Raw genomic sequence first — 17,167 nt, 5'->3', positions numbered from 1 at the left:
TGAACGACATTCGATTGGGTTTAATCGTTTTTTCTAGTATTCTGCCGATAAATATATTCAATGAACGTTTATAAAACTGTAAAGAAGAATTCTTTCAGCACGCATCTTTTGACAACGTTTACATTTTAATAGATGATAGGATAAAAGAAAGGAGAGGTACAAATGAACAGTATGGTTTTTGTTAATTTCCCCGTTGAAGATGTAGACAAGTCTGTTGCTTTTTATGAAAAATTGGGCTTTAAGAAAAATGAAGAATTTTCAACTGAGGAAGCAAGCGCTGTGGTTTGGGACGACACATTTTGGATCATGTTACTCTCTCACGGTTTTTACAAAAAATTCTTAAAAGACAAAGAAATCGCAGATAATAAAAAAACAAGTGGCGCCTTGATTTCTTTTAGCGTAGCAAATGCGGATGAAGTTAAAAAGTTTGCGAATACGGCGAAAGAAAATGGCGGAAGCTATCATGAAGTCGATATGGGCATGTCTGAAGAAGAAATGTTTTCACTTGAAGTCCAAGATTTAGATGGAAATACATTAGAGCCTGTCTGGATGAAAATGTAAATTTTTTAAAGCCCTCCATTAGAAAAACAGATGGAAGGCTTTTTTAGATAAATTATCTTGGTCTCCTATGCACTTATTTTGGCTTGTTTGACTAAAATAGTAGTGCTAGTAGATCTTCGTTATTAAAATGAAAGATATAATCTGAAACAGTCATATCATTTAATGCGTTTTTTATTTCTTCATAAATAAATTTTTGACCAAGTAATTGTTGTTCAAGAATACTTACATCTTTTTGTCCAAAAAAATCACCATAAAAACGAATCTCATTGATTCTCCCATGCAGTGTCGACAAACGGACATCCACAATTCCAACTTTGGGGAGCCTGATTCTGCGTTTCACCGAAAACCTTGGTGTTTCACCATAGACCCAATCATCATTGGCATAACGATTCTGGACGATTTGTTCAATGTTTTGTTCATCTTTCTTCGTCAAATCTACCCTTTTATCTTCAATTTCTTGCAGATCATCGACCTGATAGACTTCACAAATCAGTGCATCTCTAAAGTCAGCGGTTTTTTCAAATTGATATTTTTCTTTTAAAAATGGTTTCAGATTCGTCACACTTTTTTTTACTGATTTCGTTGCTTTAGACTCAATTTTCTCTTTGGAAACCGTCAAAATTTTATCAAGAACGGACAAATCAACGTCGTACATCAGTGTACCATGTGAGTATAACCGATTTTTTTTCGTATACATGGCATTCCCTGAAAATTTCATTCCTTCGATATACATATCATTACGTCCACCAACTTCTGCTTTGGTTGCGCCCATTTTTCTTAATGCTGTGATAATAGGCGAGGTAATGGATTCATATTCACCAAATTTCATTGCATTTTTGCTGGTCACAAAGCTAAAGCTTAGATTTCCTAAGTCATCATATACAGCACCTCCACCTGAGGTTCGCCGAGTGAGTGTCACGTTTTTTTCCCTTAAATACTTGAGATCGATTTCTTCATAACTATTTTGGTTTCGTCCAATAATCACACAAGGTTTTTGAATATATAGTAAAAATAAAGGTTCATCACTGTCAAAACTGTTCATAAGATATTCCTCTGTTGCTAGATTTCTCCGAATATCTAAACTTTCCATGATATGATAGCGCACTTTTATCCCTTCTTACTTTTTCTCCTATCATCTCTTTTAGAACATAAAATGGCAAGAAATTAGATCATTTTATATCTTAATTGTACTATTTTAATCAAGTAAAAAAGCGACCTCCAAAAGTTAGACCAAAAAATCTAACTTTTGGAGGTTGCTTTCCTCTTCACTCTAAAACAAATAAGCGCTGGCATTAGCGCCTTGAAATCATCCTGAATGATCTCTTTTCTTTACCCAATCCATTTTATCTCGTTCAAGGGATAGTAAACAAAGCGAGCCTTACCCAATATTTCGCTTCCTGTAATCATACCAAAGGAGCGACTGTCTTTCGAAACACGTCGATTGTCCCCTAAAACAAAGTAACTGTCGGCTGGCAGCTTTGTCTTATTCGTTAATTCTTCCAGAGTAAAGTCCGTTGTATAAGGACTACTTTCATGATCTGACTTTCTATTTTTCGTTAGAAAAGGTTCTTCGACCACTTTTCCATTCACTTTCAGCTGATCATTCTCATAGCTAATTGTCTCTCCTGGCAACCCGATCACTCGTTTGATATAAATCGTTCCATCAGCCAATTGAAAAACAACTACGTCAAACCGTCTGATTTCAGAAAATTTTTCCATTACAACCATGTCACCTTGTTTCAAGACGTTTTCCATCGAATTACCTTCCACTGGCACTGGAATAAGAAGAAATCCTCTTAAAATAAAAGCGATCAAGATGGAGCAAAGTACATATTTGATTATAAGCCAAAAACGGTCGATATAGCGTTGTTTTTTTGTCAATATCCATCATTCCACTCTCAAGGTTATCGTTCTTTCTCTATTATAGAAAAAAAAAACAAAAAATGCGACTAGATGTTTCCTTTTTGATCTTTTCTAAAAAATGAAGAAAACAAACGCAGAATCAATGGCTGTTTTCTAAATATTTTTCCCACACCTCATCAAATATATCCATAGATGACAAATAATCCACATTCAATTCTAGATAATCGGAAATTTCTTCATAACTCGTACTATGTTTAGGAAACTGGATATCTTTTCCTGCTTCTGTGGCGAAAACAGACTGTTGATCTGCTTGTTTACCGCCACGAAGAGTCATTAAATAATGATAGAAGCTTTGATTCACATTCTTTCCTCCCAGTTTTCTTTGACGAAAGCCGCTCTTCTTGCATGGTTTCGCTCAAAATTTTCAGGATTTTTTTTATAATAATCTTGATGCTCTGGCTCAGCCAAATAAAATGGTTGTGCTTTTTCAATCGTGGTCACGATCGGTTTTGTAAACCGACCACTAGCCGCTAATCGATTTTTACTTTCTTCCGCGATTCTCTTCTGTTCATTTGTCGTAAAGTAAATAACCGGCCGATAATTCTCGCCACGATCTTCAAATTGTCCAAATGCATCCGTTGGATCGGTTTGCTGCCAATAAATTTCCACTAATTCTTGATATGATATTTTCTCTGGATCGTAGATGATCTCTACCGCTTCTGTATGACCAGTCGTTTTAGATTTGACTTGTTCATAGGTTGGAGATGGCACATGTCCACCTGTATAGCCAGACATGATCGTATGAATCCCTGGTAGCGTATCAAAGGGCTGAATCATACACCAAAAGCATCCTCCAGCAAAAATTGCTCTTTCCATCCTTCTCTCTCCCATCAATGACCCACTGTTTACTTCGTTACACTCGTGTCGGTGGTATCAGTATTCTTTGTCGTTTTATTGCTCGTTGTCTTTTCACCAGTTTCTTTAGGTAGATATAGACTAAACCGAATGTCATCATTCACTAAATCAATTTTATCTGCTTTGATGTACATACCATTTTGCATACGGAAGCGATCTAAACGTAGCATGATCGTCAAATCATCCGTATTGATTTCAATCCAATCAGGCAACTTATAATTTCGCTTGATCATATTCATGATATCTTTGATCGGTAAACTCAATGTGCCGATCGAAAGACTTTTCGCTTTTAATTGGACATTTCCATTTTCCATCACATATGGATCAAAGTACAGATAAAAGTTGATTGGAAATCCTAATACTTCAAACGTACCATTCAACATCGCTTCATTTTCAAGATAAAATTTATATTGAATACCTTGGTCTTTTTGATAATCTGTCAAGAAAAAACTGATCATTTGATTGACCTTTTCTTTATTGGTGTTGATGGTCAAGACTGGATCTCCTTGTCTTTGGGTGATCGCTGGCACCTTAGCAAAATCCGGTTCTCGATTCGCAAAAATCCGAGTACCTAAAAAGATGCTTGATCCAAGAACAACTCCTAAAAGGATCAAAAAAGCCCATTTCCAATAATTTTTCTTTTGAATTTCAGTATTCGTTTCTGTCGAAACCTTTTTTGAGCGTTTTTCCATTATTTCTGATCCTCCCTTGGCAACCACTGGTCTTGCGTTTCAATTAATTCATCTCGTACAGCATTGGCCATCAATTGATAGCCTAAGTTATTAGGATGAAAATGATCTTCTTCATACAATACATTATTTTTGCTATTTGACGTACTTTCGCTAGTACTTGACTGATTCGTTCCTTCTTCAGTTACGCCAACTTTTTGGTTTAACCCTTGATATAGCAAATCATTGATTGGGATAAAATAGCAGTTGTCCGCATTTTTGACAACAGACTCAGTCCCAGCATTCCAGTTGTTCACAATCGTCTGCATGTCTTTAATCTCAGGGAAATTCAAATAGAATGGATTATAAATACCTAAGATGTAAACCGGTGCGTGACCATTTAACTTCCTAATTTCTTCAATCAGTTGTTCAACATTTTTCTGATACTTTTGTAATGGTCGCTTAAATGATTGGATACTGATCCCAAATAGATCGTTTTGAATCACTTTCATTAAGTCATTTCCGCCCACTGTCAAAGTGATAAAGTCAGCTGATTTAATGTTTGTTTGAATCTCTGAATTTTTCTTGAGCCGTTTTAAAATTTGATCGCTCCGTTCACCGTTTACCCCATAGTTTTCAATTTCAACAGCAGTCAGATCATAGCGATCTTTTAAATCGTTGGCTACTAATGGAACAAAACCACCTTGTTTCGTTTGATCTCCTATTCCTTCAGTTAACGAATCGCCGATAGCTACATAATGGATTTTTTCTTTTTGATCCGTCTTTTGACTAACTGTCGCTGCTGGTTTTAATAGCGGTTTAGCTTTTGGAATCGATAAAGATAGTCCTAAATATACAAATATAGCGATAAGTAATGGGAACAAAACGAGCAATAGTTGTCGTTTTGTTAATTTCATATCATTCACCTCATATTATTCGATTGTTTCTTATGTTATCAAAAATTAAAATAAAAAGGTAGTGTTTCTGAAAAAAATAAGAATTATTATAAAGAAAAAAAGGATAAAATCAATGGCTAACTGACCAATGATTTATCCTCTTGATTTAGTCAACGTAATACATGATTGCAAAGGCGTTTTTCCCCGTATGTGTTGCAATAACTGGATTCGTGTGTAGAACAGGAATCGTCATATCAGGAAATAATTCTTGTAGTCCTTCTTTAAATTCTTGAGCAAGCTCTTGAGCATCTGCATGAGAGATCCCAATTTGACGAACATTTGGTAGTTCTTTTAATTCTTTCTTCAAATTATTGAACCATTTGTCAAAGGTTTTCTTTCCTCGACCCTTAGCAACTGGGATCAACTCTCCATGAGTGAAATTCATCACAGCACGTATGTTCAATACACTTGACAATAAACCAGTCGCTCGGCTAATGCGCCCACCTTTGACTAAGTTATCTAATGTAGAGATCCCAATATATAATTTTGTATTTTCTTGTACTTTTTTGATTTCTTCAAGAATCTCATCAGCACTTTTTCCTGCTTGTGCAAGTTCAGCAGCGCGGATCACTTGGAAGGACAGCCCCTGATCGGTTGTATCACTATCGATGACAGTCACTTTCGTTTTAGTCAGATTGCTTGCCTGACGAGCCGCTTCAACCGTTCCACTCAATCCTTTAGTCATATGGATTGAGATAACTTCACTGCCATCTTCGCCAAGTTGATCATAGGTTGAAATAAATTCACCGATTGGCGGTTGACTCGTTTTTGGTAATGATTTAGCTTGAGCCATCATATCCATGAATTTTTCTCCACCTAATTGATCGTCATCAGGATAGACCACGCCATCGATCATGATAGCTAGCGGCATCACCTGGATATTTAAGTTATCTCGCACACTTTTTTCCATTGTACAAGAAGAATCTGTTACGATTTTTACATTTGTCATACTATCTCACTCTTCCTTTAACAAGATGCCTTTTGGTTTACAACAAGTACTAATAAAGGCAATTTCTTTTTTAAGTATAACAGACAACAGACGTTTTTTCATTAAATACCTCTACGAACGATTCCGTTTTCATCCAAAGATGTGGTATTGATCATTTCAACTTTATTAAAAAAGATATTTCCCAAAATGTGCTAAACAAGCTTTCAGGAAATACCTTTTTTCATTGGTTATTTATTTTCTTTTTCGTTGATATGTTTCAAATTGATGGGCATAAGGATTTTTTTCGTCCATCTCCCCTTGGCTGATATTGATTAATGACCATTGATCCCAATCAACTTCTGGAAAATAAGTATCCCCTGTAAAAGAATGATGGATGACTGTGCGATACAGCACCGAACAAAAAGGAAGAAATTCTTTATAAATAGCTGATCCTCCCGCAACGAACAAAATGCCATCGTTTTCCTTTGCGTAGTCCAATACTTCTTCAATCTCGTGCATAACCATGACATTGTCAGCTTGGTAATCACGATCTCTTGTCATCACGATTGTTTGACGGTTAGGCAACGGACGACTTCCCATACCTTCAAATGTTTTTCTTCCCATAACTAAAGTATTCGCTTCAGTCATTTGTTTAAAAAACTTCAGATCATTGGGTAATCGCCAAGGCAGTTGGTCTTCTTTACCGATCAACCCATTTTCATCTTGTGCCCAGATAGCAGCTAACATTTCATCATCCTTTCTGTGTTCATACTGCGATTGGCGCTTTGATTGCTGGATGAGGTTCATAGCCTTCAACCTTGATATCATCCATTTCAAAGTCAAACACAGATTTTTTTTCTGTATTTAAAACTAATTTAGGAAACGCACGCATTTCTCTTGAAAGTTGTTCTTTCATTTGTTCCACATGATTTGAATAGAGATGAGCATCACCTAAAGTATGGATAAATTCACCAACTTCTAATCCAGTTTCATGCGCAATCAGATGGGTTAACAAAGCATAACTGGCAATATTGAAAGGCACACCTAGAAATACATCACCACTCCGTTGATACAATTGACAACTTAAACGACCATCATGAACATAAAATTGAAACATCGTGTGGCAAGGCGGCAACGCCATACTAGGAACATCTTCTGGATTCCAAGCAGATACGATCAAACGTCTTGAATCAGGTGTTTTTTTGATTGCTTCGACCACTTCCTTGATTTGATCGATAAACCCACCATCTTTCGTTTCCCAATGGCGCCACTGGTACCCATAGATGTGACCTAAATCGCCATATTTTTCAGCAAATGCGTCATCAGTTAAAATTCTTTCACAAAATAGCTGACTTTGTTCTTGATATTGTTTATTAAACTCAGGATCAGAGATGCTTCGATGGCCAAAATCAGTCATATCTGGCCCATGGTATTCATCACTTTTGATATATCGTTCAAATGCCCATTCATCCCAGATATGATTGTTATTTTGTAAAAGATAACGGATATTCGTATCCCCTTTTAAAAACCATAACAATTCACTCTTAATCAACCCAAAAGGAACCCGTTTCGTTGTTAATAATGGAAATCCTTTTTGTAGGTCGAACCGCATTTGATAGCCAAAAATGCTGCGTGTACCGGTGCCTGTTCGGTCGCCTTTTTCATGTCCTTCTTCTAGTAGTTTCCTGCCTAAATCAAGATATGCTTGCTCCATTTTTTTCCTCCTAGTCTTCTACCCATTCGCTTAAGTATTCCCAACGAGCCATTTTCTCATCTAATTTGCTTTCTGCTTGTGAAACGTTTGCTTGTAATTCTTGTAAACGAGTAAAGTTATCTCCTTGATGATTCATTTCTTCTTGCAGCTCTGAAATCTGTTCTTCTAATTCAGCAATTTCATCTTCGATCGTTTCCCATTCTTTTTGCTCTAAATAAGAAAGTTTCTTTTTTGTTTCCTTTTTAACGTCAGTAGCCGGCTTCGTTGGTTCATTCATTTTTTCTTTACCTAAAGGCGCTACATCTTTTTGTGTCAATAAATAACTCGACATATTCCCATAATATAATTCTTGCTTAGCATTTCCTTGAAAAACTAATAATTTTTCTGCTACTTTGTCTAAGAAATAACGGTCATGTGATACAGTAATTACGGCACCTGGGAAACTCTTGAAATAATCTTCTAAAATGGTCAGTGTGGCGATATCTAAATCATTCGTTGGTTCATCCAAGAGTAAAACATTAGGTTGTTGGATCAGCAATTTCAATAGATATAGTCGACGTTTTTCGCCACCAGATAATTTTTTGATCAATGTGCCATGCATAAATCGAGGAAATAAAAATCTTTCCAATAATTCAGCCACACCAATTTGCATACCTTCTGCCGTTTGAGCTTCTTCAGCTGCTTCTTGCAAATAAGCAATCATGCGTTTTTCGGGATTCATCTCTTCATTTTCTTGTGTATAGTAGGCGATACGAACAGTCTCACCAACCGTAAACGTACCATTATCTAAAGGAATACGTCCCGCTAAAATATTCAGTAAGGTTGATTTACCGGCACCATTTTTCCCAGTGATCCCTAAACGTTCTCGTGATTGAATCAACAAATCTAAATGGTTGATCAGCAATTTCCCTTCAATAGCATATGTTCCATCTTTGATCTCTAATACTTTTTTTCCTAAACGTTTCGTTGCGATATTCAATTCGAGGTCTGCTTCATGATTGACTTGATACAAGTTTTCTTTAAGATCCTCAAAACGATTGATGCGTGCTTGTTGCTTCGTTCCGCGTGCTTGAACTCCAGCTCTCATCCAGGCTAATTCTTGTTTGTACAGGCGCTTTCGTTTTTCTTCTTGTTCCACTTCCACACGATCTCTTTCAGCTTTTTCTAAAATATAAGCTTCATAATTCCCTCGATACTCGTGTAGTTGTCCAAATGATAGTTCAAAAATGCGATTCGTCACTCGATCCAAGAAATAACGATCATGGGTGACCATTAATAACGATCCACGATACTGTTTTAAGTAATTTTCTAACCATTCAATTGCTTCATAATCCAAGTGGTTCGTGGGTTCATCTAATAATAATAAATCAGGCTCATCGATTAGGACTTGTGCTAAACTTACACGTTTTTTTTGTCCACCTGATAGTGCGCCAATCTTTTTATCTAATTCACTGATGCCTAATTTTTGTAAGATAATCTTAGCATTTGTATCTGTGGTCCAAGCATCTTCTTTGTTCATTTGTTCTTCTGCCTTGGCATAACGTCTCTGAACGCTCTCGTCCTCGCCATTCTCAGCTAATACAAGCAAAGCTTCCTCATATTCTCTCACGGTACGGATTAATGGACTATTTCCTTGAAAAACCGCTTGAAGTACAGTCAATTCATCAGAAAATTCGGTTGTCTGTGACAAATATCCAATTCGATAATCATTCGGATAAAAAACTGTTGGTCGATCTCCATCCCCACTGTCGATACCTGCTAAAATATTTAATAAACTTGTTTTTCCAGTTCCATTAGTTCCAATCAAACCGATTCGGTCTTTTTCGTGGATCAAAAAAGAAATCTGGTTAAATAGTTCTTTTTCACCATACGTTTTATTGAGGTCAGTTACTTTTAATTCTTTCAATCCATTCCCTCCTCATCTTGGTTATTGTATCATAAAATAATTTAATTACGGATATTTTTCTATTGTCATCTTAGACAAAATAAAGGGAGAAAATAAGATAGTGTTGATTTTTTCATTAGAGTGGGATAATAGTTAGAAAAAATCTGATTATTGCCTCATTTTTTTAAGGTACACAAAAAGCACACAACCTTGTATGATTAAAGTGCCTAAACAAAAATCAAAGGAGTGTGCTTTTTTTGTATCTATAAAATAAAAAAAATTTTATGTTTTGACTATCTATAACGTTCCTATTATAAAAAATAATTAGAAAGATGTTAATTATTCGATTATAGCTACTGCTCTAACCCAACCAGCACTAGCATTTTTAATTTTTATCGGATAACAACTGATTTTAAACCCCGTGGAAGGTAATTGATCAAGACTGGTTAATTTTTCAAGCTGACAATAAGATTTCTCGATTCCTGCAAAATGCCCTTCCCAAATAAGTGAAGGGTCTCCGGTCTTATCAAATTCTTTTGCAATGAATGGTAAAGGTCTGTCCCATGACCAAGCATCGGTACCTACCACTTTTATTCCTTGTTCGAGTAGCCATAAAGTTGCTTCTCTTCCTACACCGCACCCACTGATTAAGTAATTTGATGTTCCCCAATATTGATCCGCTCCAGTCCGAATTAAAACAATGTCCTTTTCTTTTAATCGATAGTCCATCGCATCTAAAGCTTCTTTAAAATCCTCGATTTCTAATCGATATCCGTCTGGTTTGTTTGAAAAATCAAATACAACACCATTACCGTAACACCAATCAAGAGGAATTTGCTCAATTGTCCAAGCTGGCTTACCTTTATCCATTGTTGGATGGTAGTGATAAGGAGCATCTAAATGAGTACCTGAATGCGTAGTCAAGTGAATTTTTTCGATCGCCCATGCTAAACCAGCAGGCAAGTGTTCTTTTCTTGCTGTTCCAAAGAAACGAAGCATATCGTTGACGCTTTGTTCATGATCAATGTATGAAATTTTAGGTATCATTTCCTCTGGATCACTGGGCAAATCATTTTCTATAGTGATACTTAAGTCAACTAATTTCAATGTCTAACAACTCCTTGAATGATTATCTAAGTTTTAATATTAACTAAAAAAATTTTTCTATTTTACTTTTTTTTGATGATTTTTGAATTTATTTTTTATAGTGATAGTCTGATGGACAATCAATGAATTATGTCATTAAATAAAGGATAAACGTTAAGAACGATGCTTCTATCAGTTTACAACGATTAGAAAGGTGAAGAAAATCTTGAAAAATAACTGTCATTTATCCTATTGATTTTATAATGTGGAAGTCCAACATAGTATACTTTACTTGATTTTTCGAGACTAGAAGAAATATCTTCTTTACATTAATAGAAAAATATATTACAATTTTTTCGAATATCGGAGGATCCTAAGAGAGTGGGACAATAGTCAGAAAAAAATCTGATTATTGCCCCATTTTTTTTTTGATTTTAAGGTACACAAAAAGCACACAACCTTGTATGATTAAAGTGCCTAAACAAAAATCAAAGGAGTGTGCCTTATGTTTAAAAATTATACCATCAACCAAACAACTTTACCACTAGATGTAGAACATTATATTCCAGAAACGGATGTTGCCTTTGCGGTTCACTCGTTAGTAGAAGCAATCCCGCAAGCGCTCTTCAACCAAATTGAACAACAGCTGGGACGTCCAGCCTATCACCCCAAAATGATGTTGAAAATTCTTCTTTATGCCTACACGCAACGTGTTTTTTCTGGCAGAAAGATCGAATTTTTATTAGACGATAGTTACCGTATGCGTTGGCTAGCCAATCATAAACAAGTGAGTTACCGCACGATCAATCGATTCAGAAGTCAGGAAACGACAGCTCAGCTTCTAGCAGAGGCTTTTGTGTTGTTTCGCCGTCAACTGATAACCAATCAAGTGATAGATAATGAAGCCATCTTCGTTGACGGTACGAAAATTGAAGCAGACGCCAATAAGTTCAGCTTTGTTTGGCGTAAAGCCACCACTCGGTGTGAACGGTTGTTAGATGAAAAATCAGAAGCTTTTTATCAAACGCTTTATCAAGAGGAAATTCTTCCTTGCTTAAAAGAAGAAAGTCAATCCGATGGATTGACGAGCGACCAGTTAGAAGAAGTCGCTCATCATTTAGAAGCTGAACTCCATGAAACACAAGTACAATTAACACATGAAAAATGCAAAGAAAAGCAAAGTCAACTAAAGAAAAAAAGAAGAATGTATAAAAAATATCTCCGACAGGTACAAACGGATTATCTGCCAAGAAAACAAAAGTATGAACGGTATGCTCAACTATTTCAAGAACGAAATAGCTTTTCAAAAACAGATACTGATGCCACCTTTATGCGGATGAAAGACGATTATATGCGAAATGGACAGCTCAAGCCAGGTTATAATTTACAAATCGCCACCGAAAATCAGTATGTTTTGAGCTATGAATTATTTCCAAATCCCACAGACACCAAAACATTGAATCCATTTTTAGACAGTTTTTTAGACCGACATAAGGAGTTACCGGAGTACATTGTGGCAGATGCAGGGTATGGTAGCGAAGAAAATTACATGTATATCAACGATGTTCTACATAAAACTCCCTTAATTACATATGGCAGTTATCACAAAGAAAATAAAAAGAAGTACAAGGATAATCCGTTTAACGTGGAGAATTGGCGTTATCTTGAAGAACAAGACACCTATATTTGCCCAGCGAATCGTCCGGTACCGTTCAAAAATTATAGTCGCAGAAAAGATAAAGGTGGCTTTATTCGAGATTTCAAAATCTATGAATGTGAGGATTGTCGGAACTGTTCAGTTCGTCGTCAATGTACGCGTGCGAAAAGTGAACAAAAGCGAAAAATTCAAGTAAATAATAATTGGCGCTATTTCAAAGCAGAATGCAGAAAAAAGCTTTTAGAGGAGAAAACTGGTTCGATTTATCGGAAACGAAAAATTGATGTCGAACCCGTGTTCGGACATCTAAAGGCTCATTTGGCGTTCCATCGTTTCCATTTGCGTGGGAAACAAGGAGCAACGATTGATATTGGTTTGGCACTGATGGCATTAAATTTAAGAAAATTAGGAAAATATATGGAGAGGAAAGTGCGCAAAACAGAAAAAATAAGTTCTATTTTGACAATAAACATCAAAATCGAACTTATTTTCTTTTTGAGAAAGAACTATTGTCCCACTCTCTTTTTTGTCTTCTGATATCTAATTTTTCTTAAGGAGGTACGAAATGGAGAAGAACTGGTTTTACGTTATCTTCGGAGGTTTTTTAGAAATTTTTTGGGTACTTTGTTTAAAAAAATCAGAGAATTTCCATCATTTTTTCTATTCCATTTTGACGATTTTGCTCGTTGTTATTAGCTTTTATTTATTTGCTAAAGGTATGGAAAGCTTACCTACTGGAGCAGCATATACAGTGTTTACTGGAATAGGTGCAGTTGGAACAATCATTTTTGGTATTTTATTTCTGAATGAAAGTGTATCTGTGCAAAAAATATTGTTTTCTGCATTATTAGTTATAGGAATTTTGGGTCTAAAAATCACAACAAAGGAGGAATAATCTGTGGATATACTTTATCTTATACTAGCAGGAATAGCAGAGATCATAATGGTCTTTTCTCTTAAAAATTCACACGGATTTCAAAAAATAAATTGGAGTATTATAACTATTATTTCTGCAGCCTCTAGTTTACTACTTTTATCGCATTCAATGAATACATTAGAAGCTGGGGTTAGCTATAGTATTTGGGTAGCTTTTGGTTCCATTGGTTCAATGATCCTTGGAGTATTTTTATTTAAAGAAAAAATGAACTGGCTGCAATTTACTTCCATGATTATTATTTTATTTTCTGTGATTGGCCTAAAACTAGTTAGCTAATTAAATTGAAGAATCTATTGTCATTTGTGAGACTGGGACAAAACTTGTCTCAGTCTCTTCTACTATCACTAAAGCTGTTTTGCTAATTGAAAGCCATTTTCTTTTAAATACGCTTCAAATGCTTCTTATGTGATTTGAGTTTCATTCGGATCAAGCTTGGCACAAAACTCTCCGTTTTAAGCGATTATCTGGGCTTTTCCTTCAAAGTAAGGTTTTTCTTGATGTTCCTGATCTTTTCTTGCAATTGGTAAATCATAGATGTTGTTGGGGTTTGGACTCTACCTAAGGACAAACTTACTGGTATACCTTTTTGCTGCAAGAGTAAACTATACCATGGGTTATCATTCATACCATCAATGAATCAACGTGAAATAACAAAAAATCTGAGACAGAATGAGGTTCATTCTGACCCAGATTTGATCACGCTGAGCACTTACTCAACTTTTTTAGCCGGAAGCGAACGTTTTCTTGCCCGCAATGCGAATTTAAATGAAAAATCATCAACTGGCTTATTCATAGTATAGGATTCCAGTAAATTAATATTTTTCCGATAACTATTAGCAGAAAAAGTCGTGATCTTCTCAGCTTCTTCATACTCATCAACGATTTTGCGCTCTAAGTAATAGCCACGCAACATTTTTTTGGAATAAAGACTGTCTTGTTGGATCATCCAAGAGGAGATCAAATTTCCTGAAGCCATTTTGATGCCTTCCATTTTTCGTTGTTGGATGAAAAAGTTGACCATTGTTTCATCATAAACATCGGTTAGGTTTTCTAAACTCTCAATGATCAATTGTGTGTTTTTTTGATAGGTTTCCCGAATTTCTTGAATATCTTTTTCGGAAATCAGTGTCTTTCGATCTGATTTTTGTCGTTGCCAGAACATTTTAGGATGTAAGATGATCCGAATCAACCGTCGAACAAAAATAAACCAGAAGCCGACAAACGACAGTACCTGACTAGTAATAGAGTGTTCAAAATTAGCAAGAAATCGTGAATAAAAACGATAGCCATTTGAGGAAAGCTTACCAGAACGATAACTTTTATCTAACCCATCACGTTCGATGGATAAAATCAATGCTTGAATTTCTTGTACTTCTTGCTTTTCATCATCAGAAAGATCTTTTAAATAAAGATCACGGATACGCTCTTGATAGTTTTCGATCACTGCTTCAGTTGCTAAATATTCTTTTGAATCTTTATCTAACGTTTTGATTTCAGATTTCAATACTTCAATGACTTCTTCTAGGATCATTAAAGCATTCAAATCTGTTTTCACTACCTCTTCCGTTTCTGTCAACAGGGGTAAAACCACGATTCCTACGATCAGTGTTACCAAAATAACTCCTGCCGTCAAAAATAATAATAAAGAGCGCTGATAAAAAATCATTTGGTTAATCGTAAAAGGTAAGATGAAAATCGTTGCTAAACTAACCGTTCCTTTCACACCACCAAAAGTTAAAATCAAAATCTCATTCAATTGTTCCTTGAATTCTTTTCCTTTATATTTAAATAAATAAAAAAGACTGATCGAAACAAAGCGAATCATAAATAAGATCATTGAAATCAACAAAATCGTGATTAACAGCAACCAATTTGAATAAAGCCCATCTCCCCAAACTGGAGAAAATACTTGGGTTAATTCGATTCCTAAAAAAATAAAAACTAACGCATTCAGCGTAAATGTGATTGTTGTCCATGTACTATCGGACAAACTTGATAACTCCGCATCAAACACCGAGATTTTTCTAAATCCCGAAGCTTGCAATACCCCAGCTACTACTGCGGCAATAATCCCTGAAACATCAAATACTTCTGCTAAAACATACGCTAAAAACGGTAATAGCAATTCAATTAACAAGTAACCTGTCACATCTCTGGCAGAAGCCTTCTCAATCAGATTAATCACTTTTCGTTTGACCCAGACAAGTAAAAAGCCAACGACGGCTCCTCCTATACTAGAAAACACAAGTGTAAATCCTGCGTTGACTGCAGAAAAAGAGCCCGTGATCAATGCAGCTAATGCAAATTGAAAGGCGGTAACACCTGAAGCATCATTCAATAATCCTTCGCCTTCTAAAATATGCATCGCTTTATTTGGGATATTCACCCGTCCAGAGAGCGAGCTGACAGCGACAGCATCGGTTGGTCCAAGAGCCGCTCCAAAAGCAAAACAAGCAGCTAATGGCACGCTGGGTAATAAAAACGACAGCGTGAAACCAACCCCGACTAATGTAAGGATTACCCCTCCAAAAGCCAGAAATAAAATCGTATCAAAGTTTTTTAGGATCGAGGATACATCGGCTTTTTCTCCTTCACGAAAAAGCAACGGCGCAATGATCATCACTAGAAAGAGTTCTGGTTCAAAGTTGATCGATTGGCCCCATTCTGTTAAGCCTAAGATGATACCAAGAAATATTTGGATCAGTGGAGCTGGGATCATAGGTAAAATGCGGCTAGCTATATTAGATAAGGTGATCGTTACAGCAAATACGATCACTAACTCAGCAAATTCCATGGTCCGTCCCCTTTATTTTTTATTTTGAGCGAGTACCTTTAGAAATTGTTCTTTTTTCTTCAATATTTTGTTTTCTACCACTTCTGCTTGTACATTGTTTCCTTCTAATTCACACTGTACTCGCTTTGATTCTAAACGTAGCAAATCATGTTTCAATCGCTCAAGCTGACGATACATGATAATATTTTTCTTTCGTAGCTTACAAAGGATTTGCCGACGATCTTCCATTGAAAACGCACCATAACGATCATGCAACAGTTTCTTTTGTTCTTCAAAGCTCTTCCTCATTTTTAAGATCTCCTAAATGCAAACTTGATCTTCATGAAACACTGAACGTTAAAAGGAAAAGGATTCCCCTTGATTAGACAAGTTCAGCTGGATTCGAAGAATAAGTTTGCTTGAATTTCAGAAACTCATTCTATTCCAAATGGAAGAAAATATCAAGTGCGGAAAACACACCAAAAAAGGAGCTGGGAAACCATTTCCGCTCCTTTCTCAGCTATCCATTAAACTTTGGTTTTATTCAAAAAACTCGCCATAGATATCTTCAACACGTTGATCCGGATTGATCACGATGTATAAATTACCTGTTTTTTCACTGATTTTAGTTGATTGGTATTGATTATCCAATCCTTCTGTTCCTTTATCAAGATAAGGGAAATAAACTAGGTCAGGTGTACCATTGCGATAAAGGATCTCCATCCGCTCAATATCTTCATATTTTAATGCACGGTTGAACATGCCCATTTCTAATCCACCTAAGTTGATGTCGTGAGTTGCTACGGAATCACCTTCGTGAAAAATTTCGATCTTAAATCCAGCACAAGGATGGATTTCCATAAATTCACTACCATTGATTCGTCCAAAACTCGTTGTTATTTGTTTGATCCACAAATCACCAATATGGCGACGATTGATCGTCCACGTTTCGCCGTTTCGGAAATAAAATTTTAGCGCTGTCATTTCTTTACTCATAAAAAAATCCCCTTTTGACGTCATTTATTCTGGTTCCCTTTTAGTTTAGCACACATCCCACGCGAAGGTCACATCTAAAGTTTTTTCAAAGATGTGAAACTTTAGAAGCGTTCCACTATTGACAAAAAAATCCGGAAGCAACTCCCCAGCAATAAGCGAGGATTTTCTAAATAGGAGAAGTTTTTAAATTCCTCACTTATTACTCAGAGCTGATTGCTTCTTTCAGAA

18 protein-coding genes and 1 pseudogene are annotated in these 17,167 nt (G+C 36.0%); 4 read left to right on the top strand and 15 right to left on the bottom strand.

Annotated elements, in window-relative coordinates; genetic code table 11:
• The first annotated feature begins 162 nt into the window (after positions 1 to 162).
• Entirely contained in the window at positions 163 to 561 is a 399-nt protein-coding gene (locus IGJ18_RS05480) for a VOC family protein (protein WP_438842987.1), read from the top strand.
• Between the two features lie 91 nt (positions 562 to 652).
• Here the strand turns inward: IGJ18_RS05480 and IGJ18_RS05475 are convergent, their stop codons facing one another.
• The 11 genes from IGJ18_RS05475 to IGJ18_RS05425 all read right to left on the bottom strand — a co-directional run bounded on the left by IGJ18_RS05475 (position 653) and on the right by IGJ18_RS05425 (position 10,597).
• Entirely contained in the window at positions 653 to 1,666 is a 1,014-nt protein-coding gene (locus IGJ18_RS05475; RefSeq protein ID WP_178306044.1) for a lipoate--protein ligase, read from the bottom strand.
• Positions 1,667 to 1,890: 224 nt separating this feature from the next.
• Entirely contained in the window at positions 1,891 to 2,442 is a 552-nt protein-coding gene (gene lepB / locus IGJ18_RS05470) for a signal peptidase I (protein ID WP_034700293.1), read from the bottom strand.
• Between the two features lie 121 nt (positions 2,443 to 2,563).
• Entirely contained in the window at positions 2,564 to 2,785 is a 222-nt protein-coding gene (locus IGJ18_RS05465; protein ID WP_010719473.1) for a YozE family protein, read from the bottom strand.
• Positions 2,782 to 3,300: a peptide-methionine (S)-S-oxide reductase MsrA gene (msrA, locus tag IGJ18_RS05460; protein WP_010737371.1), complete on the bottom strand. Its 519-nt coding sequence runs from the start codon at positions 3,298 to 3,300 to the stop codon at positions 2,782 to 2,784. Before msrA ends, IGJ18_RS05465 begins: the two co-directional genes overlap by 4 nt.
• Positions 3,301 to 3,329: 29 nt before the next feature.
• On the bottom strand, positions 3,330 to 4,031 hold the full coding sequence (locus IGJ18_RS05455; protein WP_010719543.1) for a YpmS family protein: 702 nt from the start codon (positions 4,029 to 4,031) through the stop codon (positions 3,330 to 3,332).
• Positions 4,031 to 4,924: an SGNH/GDSL hydrolase family protein gene (locus tag IGJ18_RS05450; RefSeq protein WP_010719544.1), complete on the bottom strand. Its 894-nt coding sequence runs from the start codon at positions 4,922 to 4,924 to the stop codon at positions 4,031 to 4,033. Before IGJ18_RS05450 ends, IGJ18_RS05455 begins: the two co-directional genes overlap by 1 nt.
• A gap of 145 nt (positions 4,925 to 5,069) precedes the next feature.
• Positions 5,070 to 5,912, bottom strand: coding sequence for a DegV family protein (locus IGJ18_RS05445; RefSeq protein ID WP_010719545.1), 843 nt, complete (start codon positions 5,910 to 5,912; stop codon positions 5,070 to 5,072).
• Between the two features lie 231 nt (positions 5,913 to 6,143).
• A complete protein-coding gene (locus IGJ18_RS05440; RefSeq protein ID WP_010719546.1) occupies positions 6,144 to 6,638 on the bottom strand; it encodes a dihydrofolate reductase in 495 nt (164 codons plus the stop codon).
• A gap of 19 nt (positions 6,639 to 6,657) precedes the next feature.
• Positions 6,658 to 7,605, bottom strand: a complete 948-nt coding sequence (locus IGJ18_RS05435) for a thymidylate synthase (RefSeq protein WP_034700291.1) — start codon at positions 7,603 to 7,605, stop codon at positions 6,658 to 6,660.
• Positions 7,606 to 7,615: 10 nt separating this feature from the next.
• Positions 7,616 to 9,511, bottom strand: coding sequence for an ABC-F family ATP-binding cassette domain-containing protein (locus tag IGJ18_RS05430; RefSeq protein ID WP_096709237.1), 1,896 nt, complete (start codon positions 9,509 to 9,511; stop codon positions 7,616 to 7,618).
• A 318-nt stretch (positions 9,512 to 9,829) separates the two neighbouring features.
• Complete coding sequence (locus tag IGJ18_RS05425) at positions 9,830 to 10,597, bottom strand: cyclase family protein (RefSeq protein WP_438842986.1); 768 nt, start codon at positions 10,595 to 10,597, stop codon at positions 9,830 to 9,832.
• A gap of 484 nt (positions 10,598 to 11,081) precedes the next feature.
• Between IGJ18_RS05425 and IGJ18_RS05420 the strand changes: the two genes are divergently transcribed.
• From IGJ18_RS05420 to IGJ18_RS05410, 3 genes are read left to right on the top strand one after another with little or no spacing between them, the layout of a single operon-like run.
• A complete protein-coding gene (locus IGJ18_RS05420; RefSeq protein ID WP_438842985.1) occupies positions 11,082 to 12,770 on the top strand; it encodes an IS1182 family transposase in 1,689 nt (562 codons plus the stop codon).
• A gap of 28 nt (positions 12,771 to 12,798) precedes the next feature.
• Entirely contained in the window at positions 12,799 to 13,128 is a 330-nt protein-coding gene (locus tag IGJ18_RS05415) for a DMT family transporter (protein ID WP_010737365.1), read from the top strand.
• Between the two features lie 3 nt (positions 13,129 to 13,131).
• Entirely contained in the window at positions 13,132 to 13,446 is a 315-nt protein-coding gene (locus tag IGJ18_RS05410) for a DMT family transporter (protein WP_126344293.1), read from the top strand.
• A gap of 128 nt (positions 13,447 to 13,574) precedes the next feature.
• Here the strand turns inward: IGJ18_RS05410 and IGJ18_RS05405 are convergent.
• The 4 genes and pseudogenes from IGJ18_RS05405 to IGJ18_RS05390 all read right to left on the bottom strand — a co-directional run.
• Positions 13,575 to 13,795: pseudogene (locus IGJ18_RS05405) on the bottom strand (type IA DNA topoisomerase); the annotation flags it as partial.
• An 84-nt stretch (positions 13,796 to 13,879) separates the two neighbouring features.
• Positions 13,880 to 15,964 carry a cation:proton antiporter gene (locus tag IGJ18_RS05400; protein ID WP_010719552.1) on the bottom strand — a complete coding sequence of 695 codons (2,085 nt, stop codon included), beginning with the start codon at positions 15,962 to 15,964 and terminating at the stop codon, positions 13,880 to 13,882.
• Between the two features lie 12 nt (positions 15,965 to 15,976).
• Entirely contained in the window at positions 15,977 to 16,252 is a 276-nt protein-coding gene (locus IGJ18_RS05395) for a hypothetical protein (protein WP_010719553.1), read from the bottom strand.
• 231 nt (positions 16,253 to 16,483) lie between these two features.
• Positions 16,484 to 16,939 (bottom strand): hypothetical protein, encoded by a 456-nt coding sequence (locus IGJ18_RS05390; protein WP_010751262.1) that lies wholly within the window; start codon positions 16,937 to 16,939, stop codon positions 16,484 to 16,486.
• Between the last annotated feature and the right edge of the window lie 228 nt (positions 16,940 to 17,167).

Source organism: Enterococcus sp. AZ078 (genome assembly GCF_051714985.1).
Taxonomy (GTDB): Bacteria; Bacillota; Bacilli; order Lactobacillales; family Enterococcaceae; genus Enterococcus_B; species Enterococcus_B hirae.
Note: the sequence above shows the minus strand (reverse complement) of the source record. Positions and strands in the feature narration are given on the sequence as shown.

Excerpts from the sequence above, each read along its gene's own strand:
- IGJ18_RS05480 (WP_438842987.1), top strand. The coding sequence starts at position 163 with ATGAACAGTATGGTTTTTGTTAATTTCCCCGTTGAAGATGTAGACAAG.
- msrA (WP_010737371.1), bottom strand. The coding sequence starts at position 3,300 with ATGGAAAGAGCAATTTTTGCTGGAGGATGCTTTTGGTGTATGATTCAG.
- IGJ18_RS05455 (WP_010719543.1), bottom strand. The coding sequence starts at position 4,031 with ATGGAAAAACGCTCAAAAAAGGTTTCGACAGAAACGAATACTGAAATT.
- IGJ18_RS05450 (WP_010719544.1), bottom strand. The coding sequence starts at position 4,924 with ATGAAATTAACAAAACGACAACTATTGCTCGTTTTGTTCCCATTACTT.
- IGJ18_RS05445 (WP_010719545.1), bottom strand. The coding sequence starts at position 5,912 with ATGACAAATGTAAAAATCGTAACAGATTCTTCTTGTACAATGGAAAAA.
- IGJ18_RS05440 (WP_010719546.1), bottom strand. The coding sequence starts at position 6,638 with ATGTTAGCTGCTATCTGGGCACAAGATGAAAATGGGTTGATCGGTAAA.
- IGJ18_RS05435 (WP_034700291.1), bottom strand. The coding sequence starts at position 7,605 with ATGGAGCAAGCATATCTTGATTTAGGCAGGAAACTACTAGAAGAAGGA.
- IGJ18_RS05420 (WP_438842985.1), top strand. The coding sequence starts at position 11,082 with ATGTTTAAAAATTATACCATCAACCAAACAACTTTACCACTAGATGTA.
- IGJ18_RS05415 (WP_010737365.1), top strand. The coding sequence starts at position 12,799 with ATGGAGAAGAACTGGTTTTACGTTATCTTCGGAGGTTTTTTAGAAATT.
- IGJ18_RS05400 (WP_010719552.1), bottom strand. The coding sequence starts at position 15,964 with ATGGAATTTGCTGAGTTAGTGATCGTATTTGCTGTAACGATCACCTTA.
- IGJ18_RS05395 (WP_010719553.1), bottom strand. The coding sequence starts at position 16,252 with ATGAGGAAGAGCTTTGAAGAACAAAAGAAACTGTTGCATGATCGTTAT.
- IGJ18_RS05390 (WP_010751262.1), bottom strand. The coding sequence starts at position 16,939 with ATGAGTAAAGAAATGACAGCGCTAAAATTTTATTTCCGAAACGGCGAA.